Source organism: Allobosea sp., assembly GCF_035944895.1.
Taxonomy (GTDB): Bacteria; Pseudomonadota; Alphaproteobacteria; order Rhizobiales; family Beijerinckiaceae; genus Allobosea.
In genome coordinates this window covers 1073952-1093898 of sequence record NZ_DASZAT010000010.1, presented here as the reverse complement: position 1 = coordinate 1093898, position 19947 = coordinate 1073952, and the positions used below count along the sequence as shown (strand labels likewise).

Sequence of the window (19947 nt, the reverse complement as noted above, 5' to 3'; positions counted from 1 at the left end):
TGCCACCTCGTCCTCGCGGGTCAGCCTCGGACGAAGGTGAGGATGTCCCTGTTCACGACATCCGCATGGGTCGTCGCCATGCCGTGGGGCAGCTTGTTGTAGATGTTCAGCGTCGCGCGCTTGAGCAGCTTGGCGGTGAGCGGAGCGCTGTCGCCGATCGGGACGACCTGATCGTCATCGCCATGCATCACCAGCGCCGGGGCCTCGATCACCTTGAGGTCATCGGTGAAATCGGTCTCCGAAAAGGCCTTGATGCCATCATGATGGGCCTTGGCTGCGCCCATCATGCCCTGGCGCCACCAGTTCTGGACGAGGCTCGGATCCGCTTCGACCCCCGGTCGGTTGAAGCCGTAGAACGGTCCCGCCGCGAGATCGGTGTAGAACCTGCTGCGATTGGCGGCGAGGCTCTTGCGAAACCCGTCGAAGACCTCGATCGGCAGGCCGCCGGGATTGCGATCGGTCTTGACCATGATCGGCGGCACCGCGCCGATGAGGACGAGCTTGGCCGTGCGCTTCCTGCCGTGACGGGCAACATAGCGCGTGGCCTCGCCGCCGCCGGTCGAATGGCCGATATGGACGGCATTGCGCAGGTCGAGATGCTCGACCACAGCCGCGACGTCGGCGGCGTAGTGGTCCATGTCATGCCCCTCGGAGACCTGGCTGGAGCGGCCATGCCCGCGCCGGTCATGCGCGACGACCCGGAAGCCCTGCGCCAGGAAAAACAGCATCTGCGCGTCCCAGTCATCCGAGCTGAGCGGCCAGCCATGGTGGAAGACGAGCGGTTGCGCCGATTTCGGGCCCCAATCCTTGTAGAAGATCTCGACGCCATCACGGGTCGTCACATAGTTCATGCGTTGGCTCCTTCTGCTGTTCCGAGTGGAAACGGTGGCGGGCTGTGCGAAAGACGAGAGCGGAAGCGTGCCGGCCGCGGCCGCGCAGGCGCCGCCGCACAGGAGGTCGCGTCGGCTGCAATCGGTCGGATTGGATGATGTATCGTTCGGCATTGGCGCCTCCGAGGCGCGGCTATGGGGCTGCGATCGACGCCTCCGGGCGATGCCTGGCTGTGCATCTCCTGAAGAGCCGGCTTCGAGACCGCAGTGAATGCGTTGAGAGAATCGCGGCTTGTCGAGGCCCATTGATCTTGCGTCAGGCAATTCTACGAGCAATAATCTCAATGTCAGACCGATCTATACATATGTATAGATCATATCGACTTTTGAATATTTTGATTTCAGCCGGGCGCGTCCCGATCTCGGATCCTCCACATGGAGGTCCGCATGAACAAACTGTCGAACAAGGTCGCTGTGATCACCGGCGGCAATAGTGGCATCGGTTTCGCCACGGCCCGCATCTTCGTGGCCGAAGGCGCAAATGTCCTGATTGTCGGGCGCCGCGAAGAGGCGGTCGATCAAGCCGTCGAGGCCCTCGGGCAAAGGGCGATCGGTCTTACCGGCGACGTTGCCGATCTCGCCACGCATGAGCGCGTCGCCGCCCTTGTGGCGGAACGCTTCGGCAAGGCCGATATCTACATGGCGAATGCAGGCGGCATCCGGATCCAGCCGAGCCTCGCGGTGACGCCGCAGGATTACGACGCACAGTTCCTCGCCAATGCGCGTGGCACCTTCTTCGGCGTGCAGAAGATCGCCCCGCTGCTGCGTGATGGCGGCGCCATCCTGCTGACCAGTTCGATCGCCAGCCGCAAGGTGCTGGACGGCCACGCCGTCTATGCCGGCAGCAAGGCTGCGATCGAGGCGTTCGCCCGCAACTGGGCGCTGGAGTTCAAGGATCGGCGTATCCGCGTCAACGTGCTCAGCCCCGGTCCGACCGCGACGCCGATCATCGGAAAGCTCGGCGTCGCGGCCGAAGCGCTGGCGCAGGTCGAGGAGATGGCCGCACAGGTGATCCCGTTTGGCCGGATGGGCGAGGCCGACGAACTCGCTCAAGCCGCGTTTTTCCTCTGCTCGGCGCAGAGCGACTTCGTGACGGGTGTCAATCTCACCGTCGATGGCGGCATGGCGCTGACCTGATCGCCGGCATAGCGCGAGTTTTTGCGCATCGGGCGCGGTGACTGGACTGCCGCCTTGGAGCATGTCGCGGGTTTCTCTCGAACCCCGAGACATGCTCCATCCTGCTGTTCATCCCATCACACAGCCGCGACCGCTTCCGGTTTCGCTCAAAGGTCCTATGCGGCGTTGGTCGCGCGCATTCTGACCGGCAGGGCTTCCCAGGCCCGGATGAGTTCGCCGATCGAGGCGACCTCCATCTTCCGCATCAGATTGCCTCTGTGCAGCTTGACCGTGACCTCGCTGATGCCGAGATCGAAGGCGATCTGCTTGTTGAGGCGCCCCCGCGTCACCTCATGCATGATTTCGCGCTCCCGCGGCGTCAGGGTCTGCAAGCGCTCGACATAGCCCTTGATCCTGGCGGCTTCCGCACGTCGCGCCGCATCCAGCCCGATCGCGGCGTTGACCGCGTCCAGCAGCGTCTGATCGCGGACCGGCTTCGTCAGGAAATCGACGGCGCCGGCCTTCATGGCCTGGACGGTCATCGGGATGTCGCCATGCGCCGTCAGGAAGATGATCGGCTTGGGATTTCCGCTCGACGTCAGATGCCGCTGCAGATCGAGCCCGCTCGAGCCAGGCATGCGAACGTCGAGGATCAGGCATCCCGGCTGTTCGAGGGCGCTGGTCTCGAGCAGTGCCTTGGTCGAGCTGAACGAAACCGCCTCGAAGCCGGCCGACAGCATCAACTCGCACAGCGCCTCACGAACCGAGGCGTCATCGTCGACGATGATGACGAGGGGATGCTTCGCCTCGGCCTGGCGTTGTACCGGCAGCGACCTCGACCTTGGCGAGAGTGAGCGATCAATGATCATGTTCACCTTCCACATCTCTCAGAAGCATTTTCCGCGACTTGTCGCTTGTATTCACGCAAACCGGCGTCTGTTTCGCTCGGGAGCGCGCTACCGACGCAGGGCACCTGCGATTGCCGCGAGCAGGGCCTGGCCGTCGAAAGGTTTGCAGAAGAAACTCTCCACGGCACGCGCCCTGATCTGATCGGCGATCTCATGGCGCCCGGTGATCAGAAATACCGGCAGCTTCGGACGCTCCCTTTTCACGAGGTCGCGCAGCTCGAAGCCATCCAGACCCGGCATGCCGATATCGGTGACGAGGAGGTCGAACCCGGAGAGGCCGGCCCGGGTCAAGGCTGCCGCCGATGAGAAGCTACGAACGGCATAGCCGGCGGATTCGAGCAGGTCTTCAAGCGATTCGAGCAATCTCGGATCGTCATCGACGACAGCTATGATGTATTTGTGCGTGAGCAAGCCTATATTCCTCCCATCCGGCGCGAATGCTGGATCGGGATTGCCAACCGCTCCGCAATTCGCACCAGGTCGGCGAGCGATGACGCCGCCATTTTTTGCATAACGTTTCTTCTGTGGATCTGCAGGGTGACTTCGCTGATGCCGAGCTCGGCTGCGGCCTGCTTGTTGAGCAGCCCGCTCACCACCAGAGGCAGGACTTCACGCTCGCGCGGAGACAGCTCCTGATAACGCTGCCGCAGCAGCGCGACCTCGGCACGTTTCGCCCTGGTCTCCCGGTCCTGCGCGATCGCCGAACCGATCGCCGCCATAAGCGCGGTATCGCTGAACGGCTTGGTCAGGAAGTCGACGGCGCCATGCTTGATGGCGCGTACCGATGAGGGAATGTCGCCATGGCCGGTGATGAACACGATTGGCGGATGGTCCTCCCGCGCAATCTGCCGTTGCAGTTCGAGCCCGTTGATATCGGGAAGCTCGACATCGAGGATGAGACAGGCCGGAAGATCGGGCTTGTCGGCGCCGATATAGTCGCCGGCGGATTGGAACAGCGCCGACCGGACCCCGTTGGCCTCGAGCAATTCGCCCAGCGCCTCGCGCAGAGCCTCGTCATCGTCGACGATGAACACGATGGTGTCGTCAACGATCATGGTCCGCTTTCGCTTCGGCAGGGAGTGTGAAGATGAAGGTCGCCCCGCTGGGCTGATTGTCCTCGGCCCAGAGACGCCCGCCATGGGATTCGATGATGGTGCGCGATATCGCGAGCCCCATGCCCATGCCGTTGGATTTGGTCGAGAAGAACGGCTCGAAGACCTTCTCCAGGGCGCTGATGCCTGCGCCTGTATCGCGGACTTCGGTCCGGATGAGATCGCCGGCACGCATCGAGCGGATATGAAGCGCCCCGCGCTGTGTCGGCTCCATCGCCTCGAGGCCATTGCGGATCAGATTGACCAGAACCTGCTGGATCTGGATATGGTCCAGGGCCAGCGGTGGCAGCCCCGGCTCGACATCGATCTCGATGCGGATCCGCCGCCGGGTCGCCTCTTCCAGCATCAGGTCCCGGGCCTCGTGGAGGATCGTGTCGAGCTGCCAGAAGCTCCGCGCTTCGACAGTCTGCCTGAACAGGGCGCGGACCCTGCCGACCACGTCGGCGGCGGAATTCGCGTCCCGGATGATGCGCTCGACGGTCTTCTGTGCCCGCTCCAGATTGGGCGGGTCCGAGGTGAGCCAGCGTTGGCATGCATGCGAGTTGGCGACGACCGCGGCGAGCGGCTGGTTGACCTCATGGGCGATCGAGGCGGAGAGCTCTGCCAGGCTCGCGGCCTGGGCCGCGCGCGCCAGCCGCTCCTGCGTCAATGTCAGCGCTTCCTGCGCCCGCACCTGGTCTTCGATCTCGAAGCAGATGCCGTTCCACTGGATGACCTCACCTTCGGCATTCCGCATCGCAGCGGTTCGCGTCTCGACCCAGCGGTAGTCTCCGTCAGCTCGTCTGAGGCGATGCTTCATCGCGTAGGGGGAGCCTGTCGCCAGAGAATGCGCATATCTCTCTTTGACGTCGGGGAGATCGTCGGGATGGATGATCGCGTCGAGGGTGCCGGTCAGGCGCGTCTTGCCCTCCTCATCCTTGTCGCCGAGCCCGAAGCCGAGAAATTCCCGCAGCTTCTCGCTGCGATAGATCGGCTCCCCGTTCGGTGCGGCGCAGTAGATGAGGGCGGGCAGCGTCTCGACCAATTGGCGCAGCGAACGCTCGCTTTCCCGGAGAGCCTCCTCCACCCGCAATTGATCATCAACGTCGTGGGACAAGCCGTGCCACTGGATGATGCTGCCATCCTCGTCCAGGAGCGGCTCTGCGCGCCCATCCATCCAGCGATAGACGCCATCGTGGCGGCGCAAACGATAGCGCATGGCGAAAGGCCGGCCGCTGCTCAGACAATCCTTGAGACCGGCCCACACGCGAGCGGCGTCATCCGGATGGACCGCGGCCTTCAGCGCCGCAGCATATTGCTCCGTCTGAGGCTGTTCGAGGCTGCCTTCGTCAAGGCCCAGAAAATCGATGAAGCGACGGTTGAAGAAGTTCGGCGCCCCAGTTGGCGTCAGCCGCCAAAGGAAGCTCGGCACCAGATCGACGAGCCGCGTCAATTCCTGCTTGCGCAGATGCAGCTCCGTCTGCGTGGTGATCAGGTCGTGGATATCGACGGATACGCCGTACCACCGGATGATCTGGCCCGCCTCATCGCGCAGGGCTTCTGCTCGCGTTTCGGTCCAGCGATAGGTGCCGTCGGCGCGATGCTGCAGGTATTTGATCGCGTACGGCTCTCCCGTCGTGACGGATCTGGCGAATGTCCGTTCCGCCTGCTCCAGAAAATCGGGATGGATCATCCTCTTGAGCGTGAGTGACCCATCAGGAGCCGTAACGGTCTCGGTCGTGGCGCCCGTCACTTCCATCATCCGCCTATTGAGATAGACGGGATGGCCTGCCCCCGTCATGCTCCAGATCATGGCCGGGACCGTGTCGATCAACTGCTCCAGATGTTGCTCTCTGGCGCGCAGGGCAGCCTCGGTCTTCTTGTAGACGTCGATGTCGATCGAGGTGCCGAACCAGCCTGTGATCTGGCCATCGTCATCCCGCGTCGGCCGCGCCGAGATGCGGTGCCAGACATATTGCCCCGTCGCGCGCAGCATCCGGTATTCAATGTTCCACGGCTCGCCAGTCTTGAGGCAGTGACGCAGGGTGGAGGCTGCCCTGTCGACATCGTCGGGATGGACGCCGCGCATCCAGCCGGCTTCGCCGCCGTCGATGAATTCGCGTTCGCCGAGGCGGCGGTTGAGGTCCTCGAGGGCCATGTCGATGGCGACCTGGGCAGCCGGCGTGACATAGGTGAACCTGCCCATCGCATCGAAGGCCCAGGCCTTGCCGTGCAGGCTCTCGATCACCTTGGCTGCCTTGACCGCCTCCATGGTCGTTCCGAGGGATTCCGCGACGCTCCACCGATCATCCGGTCGGGAGACCATGGCGTCGACGTCGACGCTCACGCCATAGCCCGGCTCGGCGCGCAACTCCGTCCAGTGGTAGCTGCCATCCGGCTGGCGTAGCCGGTAGCCCGTCACCTGAGGCACGCCCGTCCAGAACGCGTAGGCCGCAGCATGCGCGATCGCGGCCCGATCATCGGGGTGGATCGCGCCGTGCGCCGGAACGGGCCCGAACCCCTCCGGCTTCCCCGGTTCTGGTCGCCGCGGCACTGCGGAATGGTTGCCGCGACGAAGCGGGGCGGGGACAAGCAGCAGGCCGATACAAGCGGCGACAGCGACAAGCGCCCCGAGCGAAAGCGCAGCTTCCCTTATGGCTCCCGGATAGAACAGGGCAGCTAAGGCCGACGCGGCGAAGGCGATCAGCAGCCCGATCCAGACCGCCAGGAGCCAATAGCTCCGAGCATTGAGAAACAATGCGCTCAGCGGAGCCAGGACGCCGAAGAGTGTCCCGGTCGACCAGCATGCCGCGAGACCGACGGCCAGCGAGACGATCATCAACACCGGCGGCGTTCGGCGAAGCGCTGCTACCATGATCGGCTGTCCCTTTCGGAGACGGAATGCCTGGAAACCGTCGCAGCTTCGTCTAGCACCAGTCTTCCAAGGCGTGACTGGCTAGCTCATCAGAAACTAGCGCCGGGACGCCGCAGCCGCACTTATGGAAATCCATGACTTGCCGGAAAATCGAGTCGTGAAGAATGAGGCTTAGGCCGGCTCGGCCAGCGAAAGGCCGCTTGCTTCGCAGCGATCATGGATGAGGTCGATGATCTCGTTCCTGGCGGAGGTCCCCGTGGCGAGGCTCGCGACGCGGAACTGCAGTTCCACCTCGATCGCCTTCGCGTCGATGCCCTTCAGGGCGACGGCCGGCGGCGGCTCCTTGACGATCCGGGTGCTGGCTTCCAGCACGGATCGCATGGCGTCCTCGACGATGCGCGGCCTTTGCCCGGCGGTAAAGCGAACGCCCAATGTGATGAGATGGGACTCGTCGGGACGGCTCAGGCTGGTCAGGCTCTGCTTGGCCAGCAGACTGTTCGGCAGCACGACGATGTTGTTCAACCCGGTCAGAAGATTGGTGGAGCGCCAGTTGGTTTCGGTGACGCGACCCGCCGTACCGTCGCTGAGCTGCACCCAGTCGCCGATGGCATAAGCTTTGCCGAGCGTGAGTGCGATGCCGGAAAAGACGTCGCCGAGCGTATTCTGCAACGCCAGGCCCAGGATGAGCGCGACGACGCCCGAGGTCGTCACCAGGGTGGCGATCGGCAGGCCGAAGACGAAGCCCATGACCGACAGCGCCACGCCGAGATAGATGGCCGCAACGGCCATATCCAGGATCAGGTGCGCTTCCCGCGGCTTGCGGTTCAGCCTGACATAGATGTGGATGAAGCCGATGATCGTCCAGGCGAGATGGGTCCACCAGAGAATCCTGGCGGATTTGGAGAGCAGCGCGGTCAGGCCTTCGGCATAGGCATCGTCGGGCTGATGCGGAGCGATGCCGCCCAGGTAGAGCACGAGGCTCATGCCGGCGAAGAACAGGATCTGGACGATCAGGCGGCCTGTCGGGCGGTCGCAACCCTGAATGTGCCAGATGACGATGCCGGCAAGTCCCAGGACGTTGATCAGGACAAGCGGGATGGTGTGGTCATCGCCGAACATGAAGGGAGGCCTCGATCACGATCGCCCGGGCTGAAAAGGAGCTGCGCCGGGCCGAAGCCCGGCTAGCCCATCTACTTTTTGAGCGGGAACGTCAGTTCCTGCTGGGCGGTATCGACGACGAAGACGGCCAGCAGCTTTGCCGGCTGCGTCTTGCTGGCGTTCTCGCTGACGCCGTGGCGGTCGCCCGGCAGTTCCGAGAAGCTTTCGCCGGCCTTGTAGACCGTGGCGGGCCCGTCATTGACCTGGCTGCGGATCGCCCCTTCGAGCACGGTCGCATAGATGAAGGCCGAAGTCGGGTGCGTGTGGCCCTCCGAAAAGCCGCCCGGTGCGTACTCGACGAGCACGCCCCGCATGCTCTTGCCCGGTACGTTCGGCAGTTCGTGGTCGTAGACCAATGTGACCTTCGCGCCTTCGCCGCCACCAGGCGTGTCATGCGCCAGAGCCGGGGCAGACAGGAGAGCCGTCAACGCGACGGCACGTGCCAGTGATCTGATCATGCTTATCGTCCTTTCATGAAGGAAACCAATGAGCCGGTTCGGGGCCGGCTCATCTGCAGGCCGTTACTTCCGGGGAGCCGTCGCGAACCAGCGATCGAAATCGATGCGGCCGATACGGGGATTGTTGTCGGAGACGAGCGAGCCGGCCTCCAGCCTGGTCCCGAAATAGCGGGCCTCCGGATCGGGGACGACGGTGCGAGAATCTCCGATCGCCTTGAGGTAGCGCGCGACGAAATCGCAGAGGCGCGCGCGTTCGGGACCGGCGATTTCGACGATGCCATCGGTCGGTGCGGCCAACGCCGCCTCCGTCACGAAATCGGCGACATCGTCGGAGGCGATCGGCTGCAGATCGCCCGTCGACAGATGGGTGGTCCCGCCGACCGTTCCTGCCTGGGCGATGCCGCCGAGGAATTCCATGAACTGCGTCGACCGCAGGATCGTATAGGGAATGCCGGCCTCGCGGATGATCGTTTCCTGCGCCACCTTGGCACGAAGATAGCCGCTCTCCGGCAGCCGATCGGTGCCGACGATGGAGAGCGCGACATGATGCTTCACGCCGGCCTTCTTCTCCGCCGCCATCAGGTTTCTGCCCGAGGTCTCGAAGAATTCGAGCACGGCCTTGTCCTCGAAGGACGGCGAGTTCGCGAGGTCGATCACGACCTGGGCATCCTTCAGCGCCTCCTCCAGGCCCTCGCCCGTGATCGTGTTGACGCCGGTATTCGGTGAGGCGGCAACGACGTCATGCCCTTTCTGGCGCAGGCGCTCCGCGGTCTTGGAGCCGATCAGGCCGGTTCCGCCGATAATCACGATTTTCATCTGATGTCTCCGTTCGCTGCCATCCATGCGGCGCCGTTCGTCAGGTCTGCGGACGAACGGCGCCGGTGGGGCGGGCCTTGGGCCGAACCGGAGATGCCTTGCAGGCGCCTCGGGTTCGGCTCGATCGAGAAGGGTTCAGTAGTCCCAGAAGGCCGGGACCCAGCGGAAAGCGTCGCCGTCGACGGCCACCCGGCCGACGGACGGGAACGGCAGATGGGTTGCCACCAGCTGCTCGCCGGTCGCCGCGAGCTCGTTCAAAAGACGAACCCGGACGCGGGCTGCCTCCTCGGGGTCGTGCTCGAAGCCATTGTGCCAATCGGGGTGGTCGAAACCGACCGTGAAGACGGCGTCGCCGGCGAAGGTCAGCCGATCGCCGCCGGATGCCAGGCGGACCACGCTGTGCCCAGGGGTGTGGCCGCCGGTGCGGCGGACGATCACCCCCGGCGCGACCTCGTGCTCATCGTCGAACAGTCGCAGATGGCTCCGATATTCCTGCGCGAACCGCTTGGCGGCAGCGCGAAGCGCATCCGGAAAGCCCTCGGGCATGTTGACCTGGCTGAAGTCCGGCGCTTCCCAGAACTTGACCTCGGCGGCAGCGACATGGATCCGCAGGTCCGGGCGCAGCTGCTCCTTCACGCCGTCGACCAGCAGCCCACCGACATGGTCCATGTGCATATGCGTCAGCACGACGTCGGTGACCGATGCGAGGTCGATACCGGCAGCCGCAAGTCGCTTGATCAGCTGCCCTGCCTTGGGCAGGTTCAGGTTCGGGTCCAGACCCAGTCCCGCATCGACGAGAATGGTCTGGTTGCCGCTGCGGACCACGACGACGTTCAGCGACCAGTCGAATGCGTCCTGCGGCAGGAACATCTCGTTCAGCCACGTCGCCCGCTCGGTCGCGGCGACGTTGTGACCCAACATCTTCGTCGGAAGCGGCAATACGCCATCGCTGATGATCAGCACCTCGATGTCGCCGATCTGCACCGCATAGCGCGATGGAACGAGCTCCTCGGGTCCTGTCCTGCTTGGGCGTGAGGCGATGTCCAGGCTCATGACTGTCTCCTAATGACGCCGCTCTGCTCACGGCACCGGGGACGCTATTGGGAGCCCGTTTTTCGGTCGATTGGGTCAAGGAATAGGGCGAGCCATACCAAATCATAGGTTCGCACTGTCAGGTTGGTCTCCTGTCGCACGGCGGGCCGCTCAAGCACATCGAAATTGGCCGCCGCTGAAAGCAAGAATGCGGGCGACGCGAGAACGTGCTCATCCAATACTGAGTGCAGAAAGGTCCATTCCTATCCATTGGTGTGCATCGACTAGACCGTTGCTTGATTCCGCCGGGCACACATTCCGAGGTTATTTGCCGATGCCGTTGCCGCCGAGGACGTGGTCGATACGGCTCAGTTGCAGGATTACCAGGAGGCCCTCGTGGGACAGCCACAAACGATGAAGACCTTTAAGACCGACGACAGGCCGGGGCCCGACGACCTCGTTCCATCGCGCTACGCCGTGCGGGTCGGCGAGATCGATGTGCTCGTGATCAGCGACGGCGTCCTGGAGCCGCCGGCCGAGTCGATGGCGACCAATGCCGACCCGGCGACCCGGAACGCGTGGCTCGACCGTTCATTCCTGGCGCATGACACATTCGATTGGGCGCTGAATGCGGTCGTGGTGCGCAGCGGGGACCAGACCATTCTCATCGATAGCGGGATTGGCGGCGAAGTTCCGGACTTCACGCGGGCCGGGCTGTTCGGCAACCGGCTGGCCGCTGCGGGCGTCGACCTGGCTGCCGTGACCGACGTGGTGCTGACGCATATGCACTTCGACCATGTCGGCGGGCTGCTGGTCGAAGGCGTGAAGGAGCAGCTGCGTCCGGACCTGCGGATCCATGTGTCCGCGGCGGAGGCCAAGTTCTGGGAAGCGCCGGATTTCTCCCTCACCGGCATGCCGCCGGCGCTTGCAGAGATCGCCAGGAATGCGTCGAGGCGCTTCCTGGATGCGTACCATGCCGAGTTACGCACATTCGAGCAGGAGCAGCAGGTTGCGCCGGGCGTGGTCGTCACGCGCACCGGAGGCCATACCCCTGGGCACAGCGTGGTCCGCATCGCATCCGGCAGCGACAGGCTGATGTTCGGTGGCGATGCCATCTTCCCGGTCTCGTTCGACCATCCCGAATGGCATAACGGTTTCGAACACGATCCCGAGGAGGCGACCCGCGTTCGGCTGCGCCTGATGCAGGAACTGGCAACGACCGGCTCCTGGCTCGTGTCCACGCATATGCCCTTCCCGTCCGTCGGGCGCGTCGCGGCAGAGGGCAAGCTCTTTCGCTGGGTGCCCGCCTGGTGGGACTACTAAGCGGCTGATCGGGACGCTGCCAGCCTGGAAGCTGGCAGCGTCAGAGCGTAGAAGATCTCGGCCAAACCTCGCGAAGTGCCGAGATCGCGCCCGCTACTCATCGTGAGTGGAGCCAGCCAAGCGTAGCTCACATCGCTGGGGTTCGACGGCTCCACCGCCCTGTAACGCAGACTTGACGGTTGCGAACCGAGGTTAATCGCCCTGGCCGGCGCACAGGATGTCCGCTTCCAGGCAAGAATCGAATGTCCGCTCCTGTGAAGGCTTTCGAACGCCGGCCCTCAGCCCGTTCCAAACCCGCCCGCACCGGCCGGCATCCGAAACCCTTCACACTAGCAGACGGTTGAAATGTCTGCTTTTCGGCTCCCCACCCGCCAAATAGGTTCCGCCATTCAGGTCTGCGCTGCCGAACCGGAACTTTCCGGGGCGAGGCCGGAAGGCCGGTCGATGGACTCGCTAACGCCTCAGATCCGCAGCACGATCTTGGCGGCGGCGGTTGTGCCGGTATCGAGCGCGCGGAAAGCGTCGGCACCCTCGGACAACGCCCGGTCCTCAGTCCAGGCGAGCACGCCGAGCCGACCGGTGACCAGGGCGCCGACCGTATCGACGAAATCCGTCGGCGTGTAGCAATAGGAGCCGCTCAGGGTGATCTCCTGCAGCGTGATCTTGCGGATGTCGAGGCCCTCGGTTCCGGGCAGCAGGCCGATATGGACGATCACGCCGCCGGGGCGGACGAGGCGGCAGGCAGCGGCGCGGGTGGCGTCGGCGCCGACGGCATCAAGGACGAGGTCGATGCTGCTCTCGGCGGGCTCGACCGCGTCGCCCGGCGTGTAGACACCGATCCCCGGCTCGGCTTCGAGCGTCCGACGCCGAAGCGGATTGGTTTCCGCGACCATGATCTCGCCGGCGCCGAAGAGGCGCGCGACCAGCGCGCAGGCGAGGCCGATCGCCCCGCCGCCGAGCACCGTGACGCGGGCCGAGGCCAGCGGCCGGTGCAGCTTCTCCATGCCGATCCTGACTGCATGCCAGGCGACGGCGATGGGCTCCGCCAAGGCGGCATGCTCGATCGGGAGCGAATCCGGGATCGGCACGACATTGCGCTCGGGGATGCGGACGAACTCAGCGAAGGCGCCTGGCCGGGGTGGCATCGAGATGATCTGGCGCGTCGGCGAGAGGTGCCAGCGCCCCTCGACCGCATAGGGACAGGCCGGATCGACCACCAGAGGGTTGATCGTCACCCGCTCGCCGTCGCGTTTGCCGCCGACGATACGGCCAGCTGCCTCGTGGCCGAGGATGAGCGGTGGCGGGCGGCGCGCATCGTAGCCGTGATAGGCGTGCATGTCGGAGCCGCAGATGCCGACCGCCTCGACGCGGACCAACAACTCGCCCGGCTCGGGCACAGGGCTCGGCTCGTCGCGGAAGACGAGCTGGTTCGGGCCGGTGTAGACGAGCGCTTTCATCGCGGCAGCATCCTCATTTCGCGGTGAAGCCGCCATCAACGGCAAGGGTCTGGCCGGTGACATAGGCCGAGGCGGGCGAGGCCAGGAACACGGTCGCGCCGACGAGATCCTCAAGTTCGCCATTACGGCCGATCGCGGTCTGTGCGGCGTTGCGCGCTGAGCGTTCGGGATCGCCGAAGACCGGCGCCGTCAGCGGCGTCGGGAAGAAGCCGGGCGCGATCGCATTGCAGGTGACGCCATGGCGCGACCAGGCCTCGGCGATCGCCCGCGTGAGCTGGACCACACCGCCCTTGGCTGCGCCGTAGGGGGCGCTGTCGGCAAAGGCGCGCCAGCTCTGCAGCGAGGCGATGTTGATGATCCGGCCATGGCCGCGCGCCGCCATGGCGGGAGCGAAGCGCTGTGCCAGCAGGAAAGGAGCGCGCAGATGCACGGCCATGTGCAGGTCGAACGCCTCGGCGCTGACCACATTGAAGGGCTGGCGCAGATTGATCCCCGCCGCGTTGACGAGGATGTCGATATCGAGCCCTTCGCGCGCGCAGGCCTCCGCGAGCTGCGCGGCCACCTCCGGTATGGCGAGGTCGGCGGTGAACCAGCGCGCCTCGATGCCGTCAGCTTCGAGCTGCGCTGCTGCCTGCACCAGCTCGGCTTCACGGCGTGCCACCAGAACGAGGCGGGCGCCGGCGAGGCCGAGCCCGCGCGCCATGGCGAGTCCGATCCCGCTATTGCCGCCGGTGACGAGGGCGGTGCGGCCGGAGAGGTCGAACAGGGAGGCGAGGCGGAACATGCTCAGGCCTCGACCGGACGGCCGAGGTCGGCGTTCGAGCCGGGCGCATATTTCTCCATGCGGACATCGCTGGTGCGGGCATGAGCCTCCATGCCTTCCAGCCGCGAGATCCGGGCCGAGACCGGGGCGATGCGCTGACAGGCGGCCCGGTCCATGCGCTGCCAGGTCAGCGGCTTCAGGAATTTGTGCACGGAGAGCCCGGCCGAATAACGCGCCGCGAACTTGGTCGGCAGGATATGGTTGGGGCCCGAGACCTTGTCGCCGAAGGCGACATTGGTCTCCTCGCCGAGGAAGAGCGAACCATAATTGCTCAGTCGCTCATGCCACCAGCCGAGCTCGGCGCAATGCACTTCGAGATGCTCGCTGGCATAGCGGTCGGAGACCTCGACGATCTCCTCGCGCGTGTCGCAGAGCACGATCTCGCCATAGTCACGCCAGGCGGCGCCGGCCGCGTCGCGGGCGGTGGCGGGCAGGGCGGTGATCAGCTCCGGCATCAGGCGGGCGACCTCGTCGGCGAGGCGCCGGGAGCTGGTGATCAGCCAGGCCGGGCTCTCATGGCCGTGCTCGGCCTGCCCGACCAGATCGGCCGCGACGATCAGCGGATCGGCGCTGTCATCGGCGATGACGGCGACCTCGGACGGGCCAGCGAAGACGTCGATGCCGACCTTGCCGAAGAGCATGCGCTTGGCCTCGGCCACGAACTTGTTGCCAGGGCCAACGATGATGTCCGCCGGCTTGCCGGTGAAGAGCCCGTAGGTCATCGCCGCGATCGCCTGCACGCCGCCGAGGCACATGATCACATCGGCGCCGGCGACGGTCATGGCGTAGAGCACATGCGGGTGGATGTTGTCGCCGCGATAGGGAGCCGAGCAGGCAACCACGGTCTTGACGCCGGCGGCCTTGGCGGTCGCGATTGACATATAGGCTGAAGCGATATGGGCGTAGCGCCCGGTCGGCACATAGCAGCCGGCGGTGTTCACCGGCACCAGCTTCTGGCCGAGCTGGAGGCCGGGTGAGAGCTCGAGCGAGAAATCCCTGACCGAATCCCGCTGCGCTTCGGCGAAGCGGCGCACCTGGCCGGCGGCGAAGTCGATATCGTCCTTCACGGCCTGCGGGATGTCGCGGATGCGCGCGGCGATGGTCTCCTGGTCCAGGACGATCGGGCCGCTCCAGCGGTCGAGCTTGAGGGCGTAGTCGCGCACGGCCGCTTCTCCGCCGGCTTCGATCGCCGCGAGCATTTCGCTCACGACCGTTCGCGCCGCATCGGTCTCGGTCTCCGGGGTCTTGGACGCTGTCTTGAGATAGGTGATGGCCATGGTTGGGATCCGGCACGCGTGCGGGTGGGCGGGCGGCCGCGAGGCCACCCGCGGCGATGTCACTTCTTGTCGAATTCGGTGGCGAAGGCCTTGAGCTTCGGATCGGTGGCGAGCCGCTTGAGGAAGTCGTCGGTCAGGTAGGATTTCGCCTCGGGGCTGGTCGGGATAGTTCCGACCTCGGTCATGAACTTGCCGATCTCGGAGAACCAGCCGTCGACGGTCGAGGCGCCACTGCCCCGGCTCATCAGCTTCAGCTGCTCGTCGAGGGTGAAGGTCGGGCGCAGGGCGAACTCCTGTTCCATCGCCTTCGCCGTCGCCTCGAGCCCGCCCTGCTTGTAGAAGTCGAGCGCGAGCTTTTGCGCCTCGGCCATGTTCGCCTTGGCCCAGGACCAGCCGCGCAGATAGACCGCGAGGAACTTGGCGACGTCCTCCGGGCGTTCCTTGGCGAAATCGGCCCGGACGATCAGCGCGCCGGGGACGATCGCGCCGGCATCGGCGCCGGAGCAGAGATATTTCGCGTTGGCGCGATCCTCGAGCGTATAGGTGTTCGGAGCCCAGACGCCGGCGACATCGCCATTGTTGGAGGTGATCGCCGTGACGATCTGCGCCTGGCCGAGATTGACGAACTGCATGTCGTTCGAGGCGAGGCCGAATTTCGCCAGGCATTTGCGGGCAGCGAAATCGGCGGTCGAATTGGTGGTCAGAAGCAGGCGCTGACCCTTCAGGCTCTTGGGATCGGACTTGATCGCGTCGAACTTGTCGCCGCGCACCATCATCGCGTTCGCTTTCGACTCGTCGTTGGTGATGCCGATGGTCAGGATATTGAACCGCACCGCGCCGAGCACGGCCGGTACCGAGCCGGTGCCGCCGACATCCCAGGACTTCGCCGCCGAGGCGGCGATCTGCGGCGCGCCGGCCGGGAAGGTCGAGAATTCAGGGGAAAGGCCGACCTCCTTCCACCAGCCCTTGACCGTGGCGTAGTGCCAGGGCAACGCCCAGTAGAGCGACGGCTGGTAGCTGACGCCGATCTTGGTCTGCGCCTGCGCGCTGCCGGGGGCGGCGAGGCCCAATGTAAGCGCCAGGCCAACTCCAGCGATGATCCGTTTCATGGTTCCTCTCCCTTTTGTTCGGCCGGCCTTCGACCGTGCCGTGTTGGCCTGCGAGATCAGACGCCGAGCGGCCCCTTTTCCTCGCGCAGCGACTTCCAGATCTGGGTGCGCAGGTGGACGAAGGATTCGAGATCCATCACATCCTCGATCTTCTGGTGGCGATCCCAGTTCTCCGCCTCGCGCACCGAGCGGATATCGAGGATCTCCTTGATGCGGCCGGGCCGGCGGGTCATCACCGCCACCCTGTCGGCGAGATAGACCGCTTCCTCGACGGCGTGGGTGATGAACAGCACTGTGCGCGGATTGACCCGAGCGAGGCGTACCAGTTCCTCCTGCATGACGACGCGCGTCTGCGCGTCGAGTGCGCCGAAGGGCTCGTCCATCAGCAGAACCTCGGGATCGAGCACATAGGCGCGGGCGATGGCGACGCGCTGCTGCATCCCGCCCGAGAGCTGGTGCGGGAAGGCATCGGCATGGCTTTCGAGGTTCATCAGCCTGAGCGCCCCGGCGATGCGCTCGTCGCGCTCAGACTTCGGCAGGCCCTTGTTGCGCAGGCCGAGATCGATGTTCTCGCGCACGGTCTTCCACGGAAACAGCGCGAATTGCTGGAAGACAACGGCCCGGTCCGGCCCGGGCGCGGTCACCTTCCTGCCGTTGACGCTGACCACGCCGGCGCTCGGCGCCTCGAAGCCCGCGACCATGCGCAGGCAGGTGGTCTTGCCGCAGCCCGACGGGCCGACGATCGCCACGAACTCCTTCTCGGCGATCTCCAGATCGATCGAATCGAGCGCCTTCACGCCGCCTGTCAGCGGACCGAAGACCTTGTCGACCTTGTCGAAGCGGATCGAACCCATCTTGCCTCAAGCCTCCAGGCCACGCCGGCGGCGCAGCCATGCCTCGCCCTGACGCAGGGCGACATCGATCAACATGCCGACGATGCCGATGGCGACCATGCCGGCCATCACCGTCGGGGTCGCCACGTTCGCCTGCGCCTGCACCATCATGAAGCCGACGCCGGCCGCGGCGACGATGAGTTCCGCGCCGACCAGCGACTGCCAACCCAGGCCCGCGGCGACACGCAGGCCGGCGACGATCGACGGCGTGGCTGCCGGCAGCAGGATCTCCAGGATGGTGCGCAGATTGCCGGTGCCGAGCATGCGCGCCGCCTCGATCAGCCGCGGCTCGACGAAGCGCGCGCCGCGATAGGCGTTGATCAGGCAGGGCGGGAAGGCGCCGGCAAAGATGATCAGCACCGGCCCGCCCATGCCGGTGCCGAACCACAGCGCCGCGAACGGGACCCAGGCGATCGGCGCGATGAAGCGCAGGCCGTCGAACAGCGGGGTGACGATGTCGTCGAGCCAGTGGAACCAGCCCATCAGCAGGCCGAGCGGCACGCCGATCAGGGCCGCGAGCAGCACGCCATAGGCGTAGCGCTCGAAGCTTGAGGCGAGATGCTGCGGCAATGTCGCACCGGCAAAAGGTGCGCTCATCAGTTCGATCATGCGGCCGAGCACGTCGCCCGGCGTCGGCAGGAACGGGCGTGGCACGAGGCCGGAGGCTGTGAGCAGCGTCCAGGTGCCGAGCAGTACAGCCAGCCCGAGCGCACCCCAGCCGATCCGTTCCGTGAGGGAGAGAGGCGTGTCGCGCATCGGCTTCAGTCCCGCGCCGCCATGTTCCAGGCGAGGGCGCGCTGCTCGGCCATGGCGAGCAGCCAGGTCGTCGCCCAGCCGAGCAGGCCGACCGTGACCATGCCGACGAGGATCATGCCGGGATAAATGTCCTGCTGGGCGACGTTCAGCACGAAGCCGATGCCGAGTAGGGCGCCGACCAGCTCGGCCGCGACCAGTGTCGTCCAGGAGGCTTGCAGTGACAGACGCAGGCCGGTGAAGATCATCGGCGAAGCGGCCGGCGCGATGACTTCCCGAACCAATCGCCAGCGCGGCGTGCCGAGCATGCGCGCGGCCTCGATCATCGGGCGGTCGATCGCCCGTACGCCGGCGAAGGCGTTGATCACAGAGGGCACGAAGGCGGCAAACCAGATCACCATGATCTTGGCGGCATCGCCGAGGCCGAGCCAGAGGATGGCGAGCGGGATCCAGGCCAGAGGCGGGATCGGGCGGATCAGCAGGAAGATGGGGTTGATCGCCGCCTCGGCCCGCCGGCTCCAACCCATCCAGAGACCGAGCGGCACGCCAGTGGCGACCGCCACGGCAAAGCCGAACAGCACAAGCTTGAGGCTCTGGACGGCATGGGCGAGCAGCGGCGCCCCGGCATAGCCGCGCGTCGCGATCTGGATCAGCGACTGCCAGAACTCCGCCGGCGATGGAAAGCGGCCCGGCGAGACCAGCCCGGTCAGCGTCGTCATTACGAACCAGAGCAATAGGGCTGCGGCCACGGAGGTCAGGCCGGCCAATCCCCTTCGTCCCATCATGGCGTTTCCCGTTGCGCATCTATTGAAAGCGCTTTCATTCAAGCTTCCAAAGACACTCGCGCCTGTCAAGCGCTAATCTCTCGCTAATGATGCGCTTTTTTGTTTGAGATCGCGCGATGACGGCGATATCTCTTATGAAAGAATTTTCAGGGCGCGGCATGAGACAGGGCGGTCGCATCAAGTTGAGCGATGTGGCGCGCGACGCCGGGGTGTCTCCGGCGACGGTGTCGCGCGCGATCGCCCAGCCGCATCTGCTCTCGGAGGAGACGCTCGCGAAAGTCCGGGCCAGCGCGCTGCGGCTCGGCTATCTGCCGGATGGCGCGGCGCGTGCCCTTGCATCGGGGCGCTCGATGACGATCGGCGCGATCGTGCCGACGCTCGACAGCGCCATCTTCGCCCGGGCGCTGCAGGCGATGCAGTCGACGCTGGCGCAGGAGGGCTTCCTGCTCCTCGTCGCCTCGCATGAGGGGCACGCAGCAGCCGAAGCCCAGGCCGTGCGCTCGTTGCTTGGACGCGGTGTCGATGGGCTGATGCTGGTCGGTGCCGAGCGTTCGCCCGAGACCGTCGCCATGCTGAAGGAGGCCCGGGTTCCGATCGTCCTGACCTGGTGCGGCGACGGCAATTTCACGGCGGTGGCGATCGACAATGCGCTCGCCGGACGCCTCGCCGCCGAGCATCTGATCGGCCTCGGCCATCGCCGGATCGGCATGGTCACTGGCCATCTACGCTTCAACGACCGCCAGCGGGCGAGACTGGCCGGAGTGCGGACGGCCCTGGCCGAAGCCGGCCTGGGCCTGCCCGACCAGCTCCATTCCGAGCAGGCGGTCACTCTGGCCGGCGCGCGCGCCGGCTGCGCTACGCTCCTCGAGCTCGACGATCCGCCAACGGCGTTGATCGGGGGCATCGATCTCCTCGCCATCGGTTGCATGGAGGAGGCGCATGCGCGTGGGATATCGGTCCCTTCCGGCCTCTCCGTCGTCGGGATCGACGGCCTCGATATGTCGGCCCATGTCTCGCCCTCGCTGACCACCGTCCATCTGCCGATCGGCCGAATCGGGACCTTGGCGGCGGAGACGCTGATGGCGCTCGTCGCCGGCCATTTCGCCGAGACGACGATGCTGCCGGTGGAGCTGGTGGTACGGCGCTCGACGGCACGCCTGGGTTAGGCTCGCGAGCGAATTTG

Annotated in this window: 19 protein-coding genes; 3 read left to right on the top strand and 16 right to left on the bottom strand. The window is 65.6% G+C overall.

The window, feature by feature from the left end; all coding sequences use genetic code 11:
• Positions 1-20: 20 nt before the first annotated feature.
• Entirely contained in the window at positions 21-851 is an 831-nt protein-coding gene (locus VGV58_RS20845; protein WP_326875934.1) for an alpha/beta fold hydrolase, read from the bottom strand.
• A gap of 426 nt (positions 852-1277) precedes the next feature.
• Between VGV58_RS20845 and VGV58_RS20840 the strand changes: the two genes are divergently transcribed.
• The gene (locus tag VGV58_RS20840) at positions 1278-2027 is read left to right on the top strand and encodes an SDR family NAD(P)-dependent oxidoreductase (RefSeq protein WP_326875933.1); all 750 of its coding nucleotides are present in this window, start codon (positions 1278-1280) and stop codon (positions 2025-2027) included.
• Between the two features lie 155 nt (positions 2028-2182).
• On the opposite strand, the gene VGV58_RS20835 is transcribed toward VGV58_RS20840, so the two are convergent.
• From VGV58_RS20835 to VGV58_RS20800, 8 genes are all read right to left on the bottom strand, one after another.
• Entirely contained in the window at positions 2183-2875 is a 693-nt protein-coding gene (locus VGV58_RS20835; RefSeq protein WP_326876178.1) for a response regulator transcription factor, read from the bottom strand.
• A gap of 87 nt (positions 2876-2962) precedes the next feature.
• Positions 2963-3325: a response regulator gene (locus VGV58_RS20830; protein ID WP_326875932.1), complete on the bottom strand. Its 363-nt coding sequence runs from the start codon at positions 3323-3325 to the stop codon at positions 2963-2965.
• A gap of 2 nt (positions 3326-3327) precedes the next feature.
• Complete coding sequence (locus VGV58_RS20825; protein ID WP_326875931.1) at positions 3328-3969, bottom strand: response regulator transcription factor; 642 nt, start codon at positions 3967-3969, stop codon at positions 3328-3330.
• Positions 3959-6880, bottom strand: coding sequence for a PAS domain-containing protein (locus tag VGV58_RS20820; RefSeq protein ID WP_326875930.1), 2922 nt, complete (start codon positions 6878-6880; stop codon positions 3959-3961). The genes VGV58_RS20825 and VGV58_RS20820 overlap by 11 nt, the downstream gene beginning before the upstream one ends.
• 171 nt (positions 6881-7051) lie before the next feature.
• Complete coding sequence (locus tag VGV58_RS20815) at positions 7052-7999, bottom strand: mechanosensitive ion channel family protein (protein ID WP_326875929.1); 948 nt, start codon at positions 7997-7999, stop codon at positions 7052-7054.
• Between the two features lie 71 nt (positions 8000-8070).
• Positions 8071-8496 (bottom strand): cupin domain-containing protein, encoded by a 426-nt coding sequence (locus VGV58_RS20810; RefSeq protein WP_326875928.1) that lies wholly within the window; start codon positions 8494-8496, stop codon positions 8071-8073.
• Positions 8497-8559: 63 nt separating this feature from the next.
• Positions 8560-9312: an SDR family oxidoreductase gene (locus VGV58_RS20805; RefSeq protein WP_326875927.1), complete on the bottom strand. Its 753-nt coding sequence runs from the start codon at positions 9310-9312 to the stop codon at positions 8560-8562.
• Between the two features lie 135 nt (positions 9313-9447).
• Positions 9448-10365: an MBL fold metallo-hydrolase gene (locus VGV58_RS20800; RefSeq protein WP_326875926.1), complete on the bottom strand. Its 918-nt coding sequence runs from the start codon at positions 10363-10365 to the stop codon at positions 9448-9450.
• Positions 10366-10758: 393 nt separating this feature from the next.
• Here VGV58_RS20800 and VGV58_RS20795 point away from each other — a divergent pair, with 393 nt between their 5' ends.
• The gene (locus VGV58_RS20795) at positions 10759-11667 is read left to right on the top strand and encodes an MBL fold metallo-hydrolase (RefSeq protein WP_326876177.1); all 909 of its coding nucleotides are present in this window, start codon (positions 10759-10761) and stop codon (positions 11665-11667) included.
• A 461-nt stretch (positions 11668-12128) separates the two neighbouring features.
• Here the strand turns inward: VGV58_RS20795 and VGV58_RS20790 are convergent, their stop codons facing one another.
• Genes VGV58_RS20790 through VGV58_RS20760 form a run of 7 tightly spaced genes read right to left on the bottom strand, consistent with a single transcriptional unit; the run spans position 12129 to position 18764 of the window.
• Positions 12129-13124: a zinc-dependent alcohol dehydrogenase gene (locus VGV58_RS20790; RefSeq protein ID WP_326875925.1), complete on the bottom strand. Its 996-nt coding sequence runs from the start codon at positions 13122-13124 to the stop codon at positions 12129-12131.
• A gap of 13 nt (positions 13125-13137) precedes the next feature.
• Positions 13138-13908 (bottom strand): SDR family NAD(P)-dependent oxidoreductase, encoded by a 771-nt coding sequence (locus VGV58_RS20785; protein WP_326875924.1) that lies wholly within the window; start codon positions 13906-13908, stop codon positions 13138-13140.
• Positions 13909-13910: 2 nt separating this feature from the next.
• Positions 13911-15224 (bottom strand): sulfopropanediol 3-dehydrogenase, encoded by a 1314-nt coding sequence (hpsN, locus tag VGV58_RS20780; RefSeq protein WP_326875923.1) that lies wholly within the window; start codon positions 15222-15224, stop codon positions 13911-13913.
• Between the two features lie 59 nt (positions 15225-15283).
• On the bottom strand, positions 15284-16333 hold the full coding sequence (locus tag VGV58_RS20775) for an ABC transporter substrate-binding protein (protein WP_326875922.1): 1050 nt from the start codon (positions 16331-16333) through the stop codon (positions 15284-15286).
• A 56-nt stretch (positions 16334-16389) separates the two neighbouring features.
• On the bottom strand, positions 16390-17187 hold the full coding sequence (locus VGV58_RS20770) for an ABC transporter ATP-binding protein (protein ID WP_326875921.1): 798 nt from the start codon (positions 17185-17187) through the stop codon (positions 16390-16392).
• Positions 17188-17193: 6 nt separating this feature from the next.
• On the bottom strand, positions 17194-17982 hold the full coding sequence (locus VGV58_RS20765; RefSeq protein ID WP_326875920.1) for an ABC transporter permease: 789 nt from the start codon (positions 17980-17982) through the stop codon (positions 17194-17196).
• A 5-nt stretch (positions 17983-17987) separates the two neighbouring features.
• Positions 17988-18764 (bottom strand): ABC transporter permease, encoded by a 777-nt coding sequence (locus tag VGV58_RS20760; RefSeq protein ID WP_326875919.1) that lies wholly within the window; start codon positions 18762-18764, stop codon positions 17988-17990.
• A 158-nt stretch (positions 18765-18922) separates the two neighbouring features.
• Between VGV58_RS20760 and VGV58_RS20755 the strand changes: the two genes are divergently transcribed.
• Positions 18923-19930, top strand: a complete 1008-nt coding sequence (locus VGV58_RS20755) for a LacI family DNA-binding transcriptional regulator (RefSeq protein WP_326875918.1) — start codon at positions 18923-18925, stop codon at positions 19928-19930.
• The last annotated feature ends 17 nt before the right edge of the window (positions 19931-19947 follow it).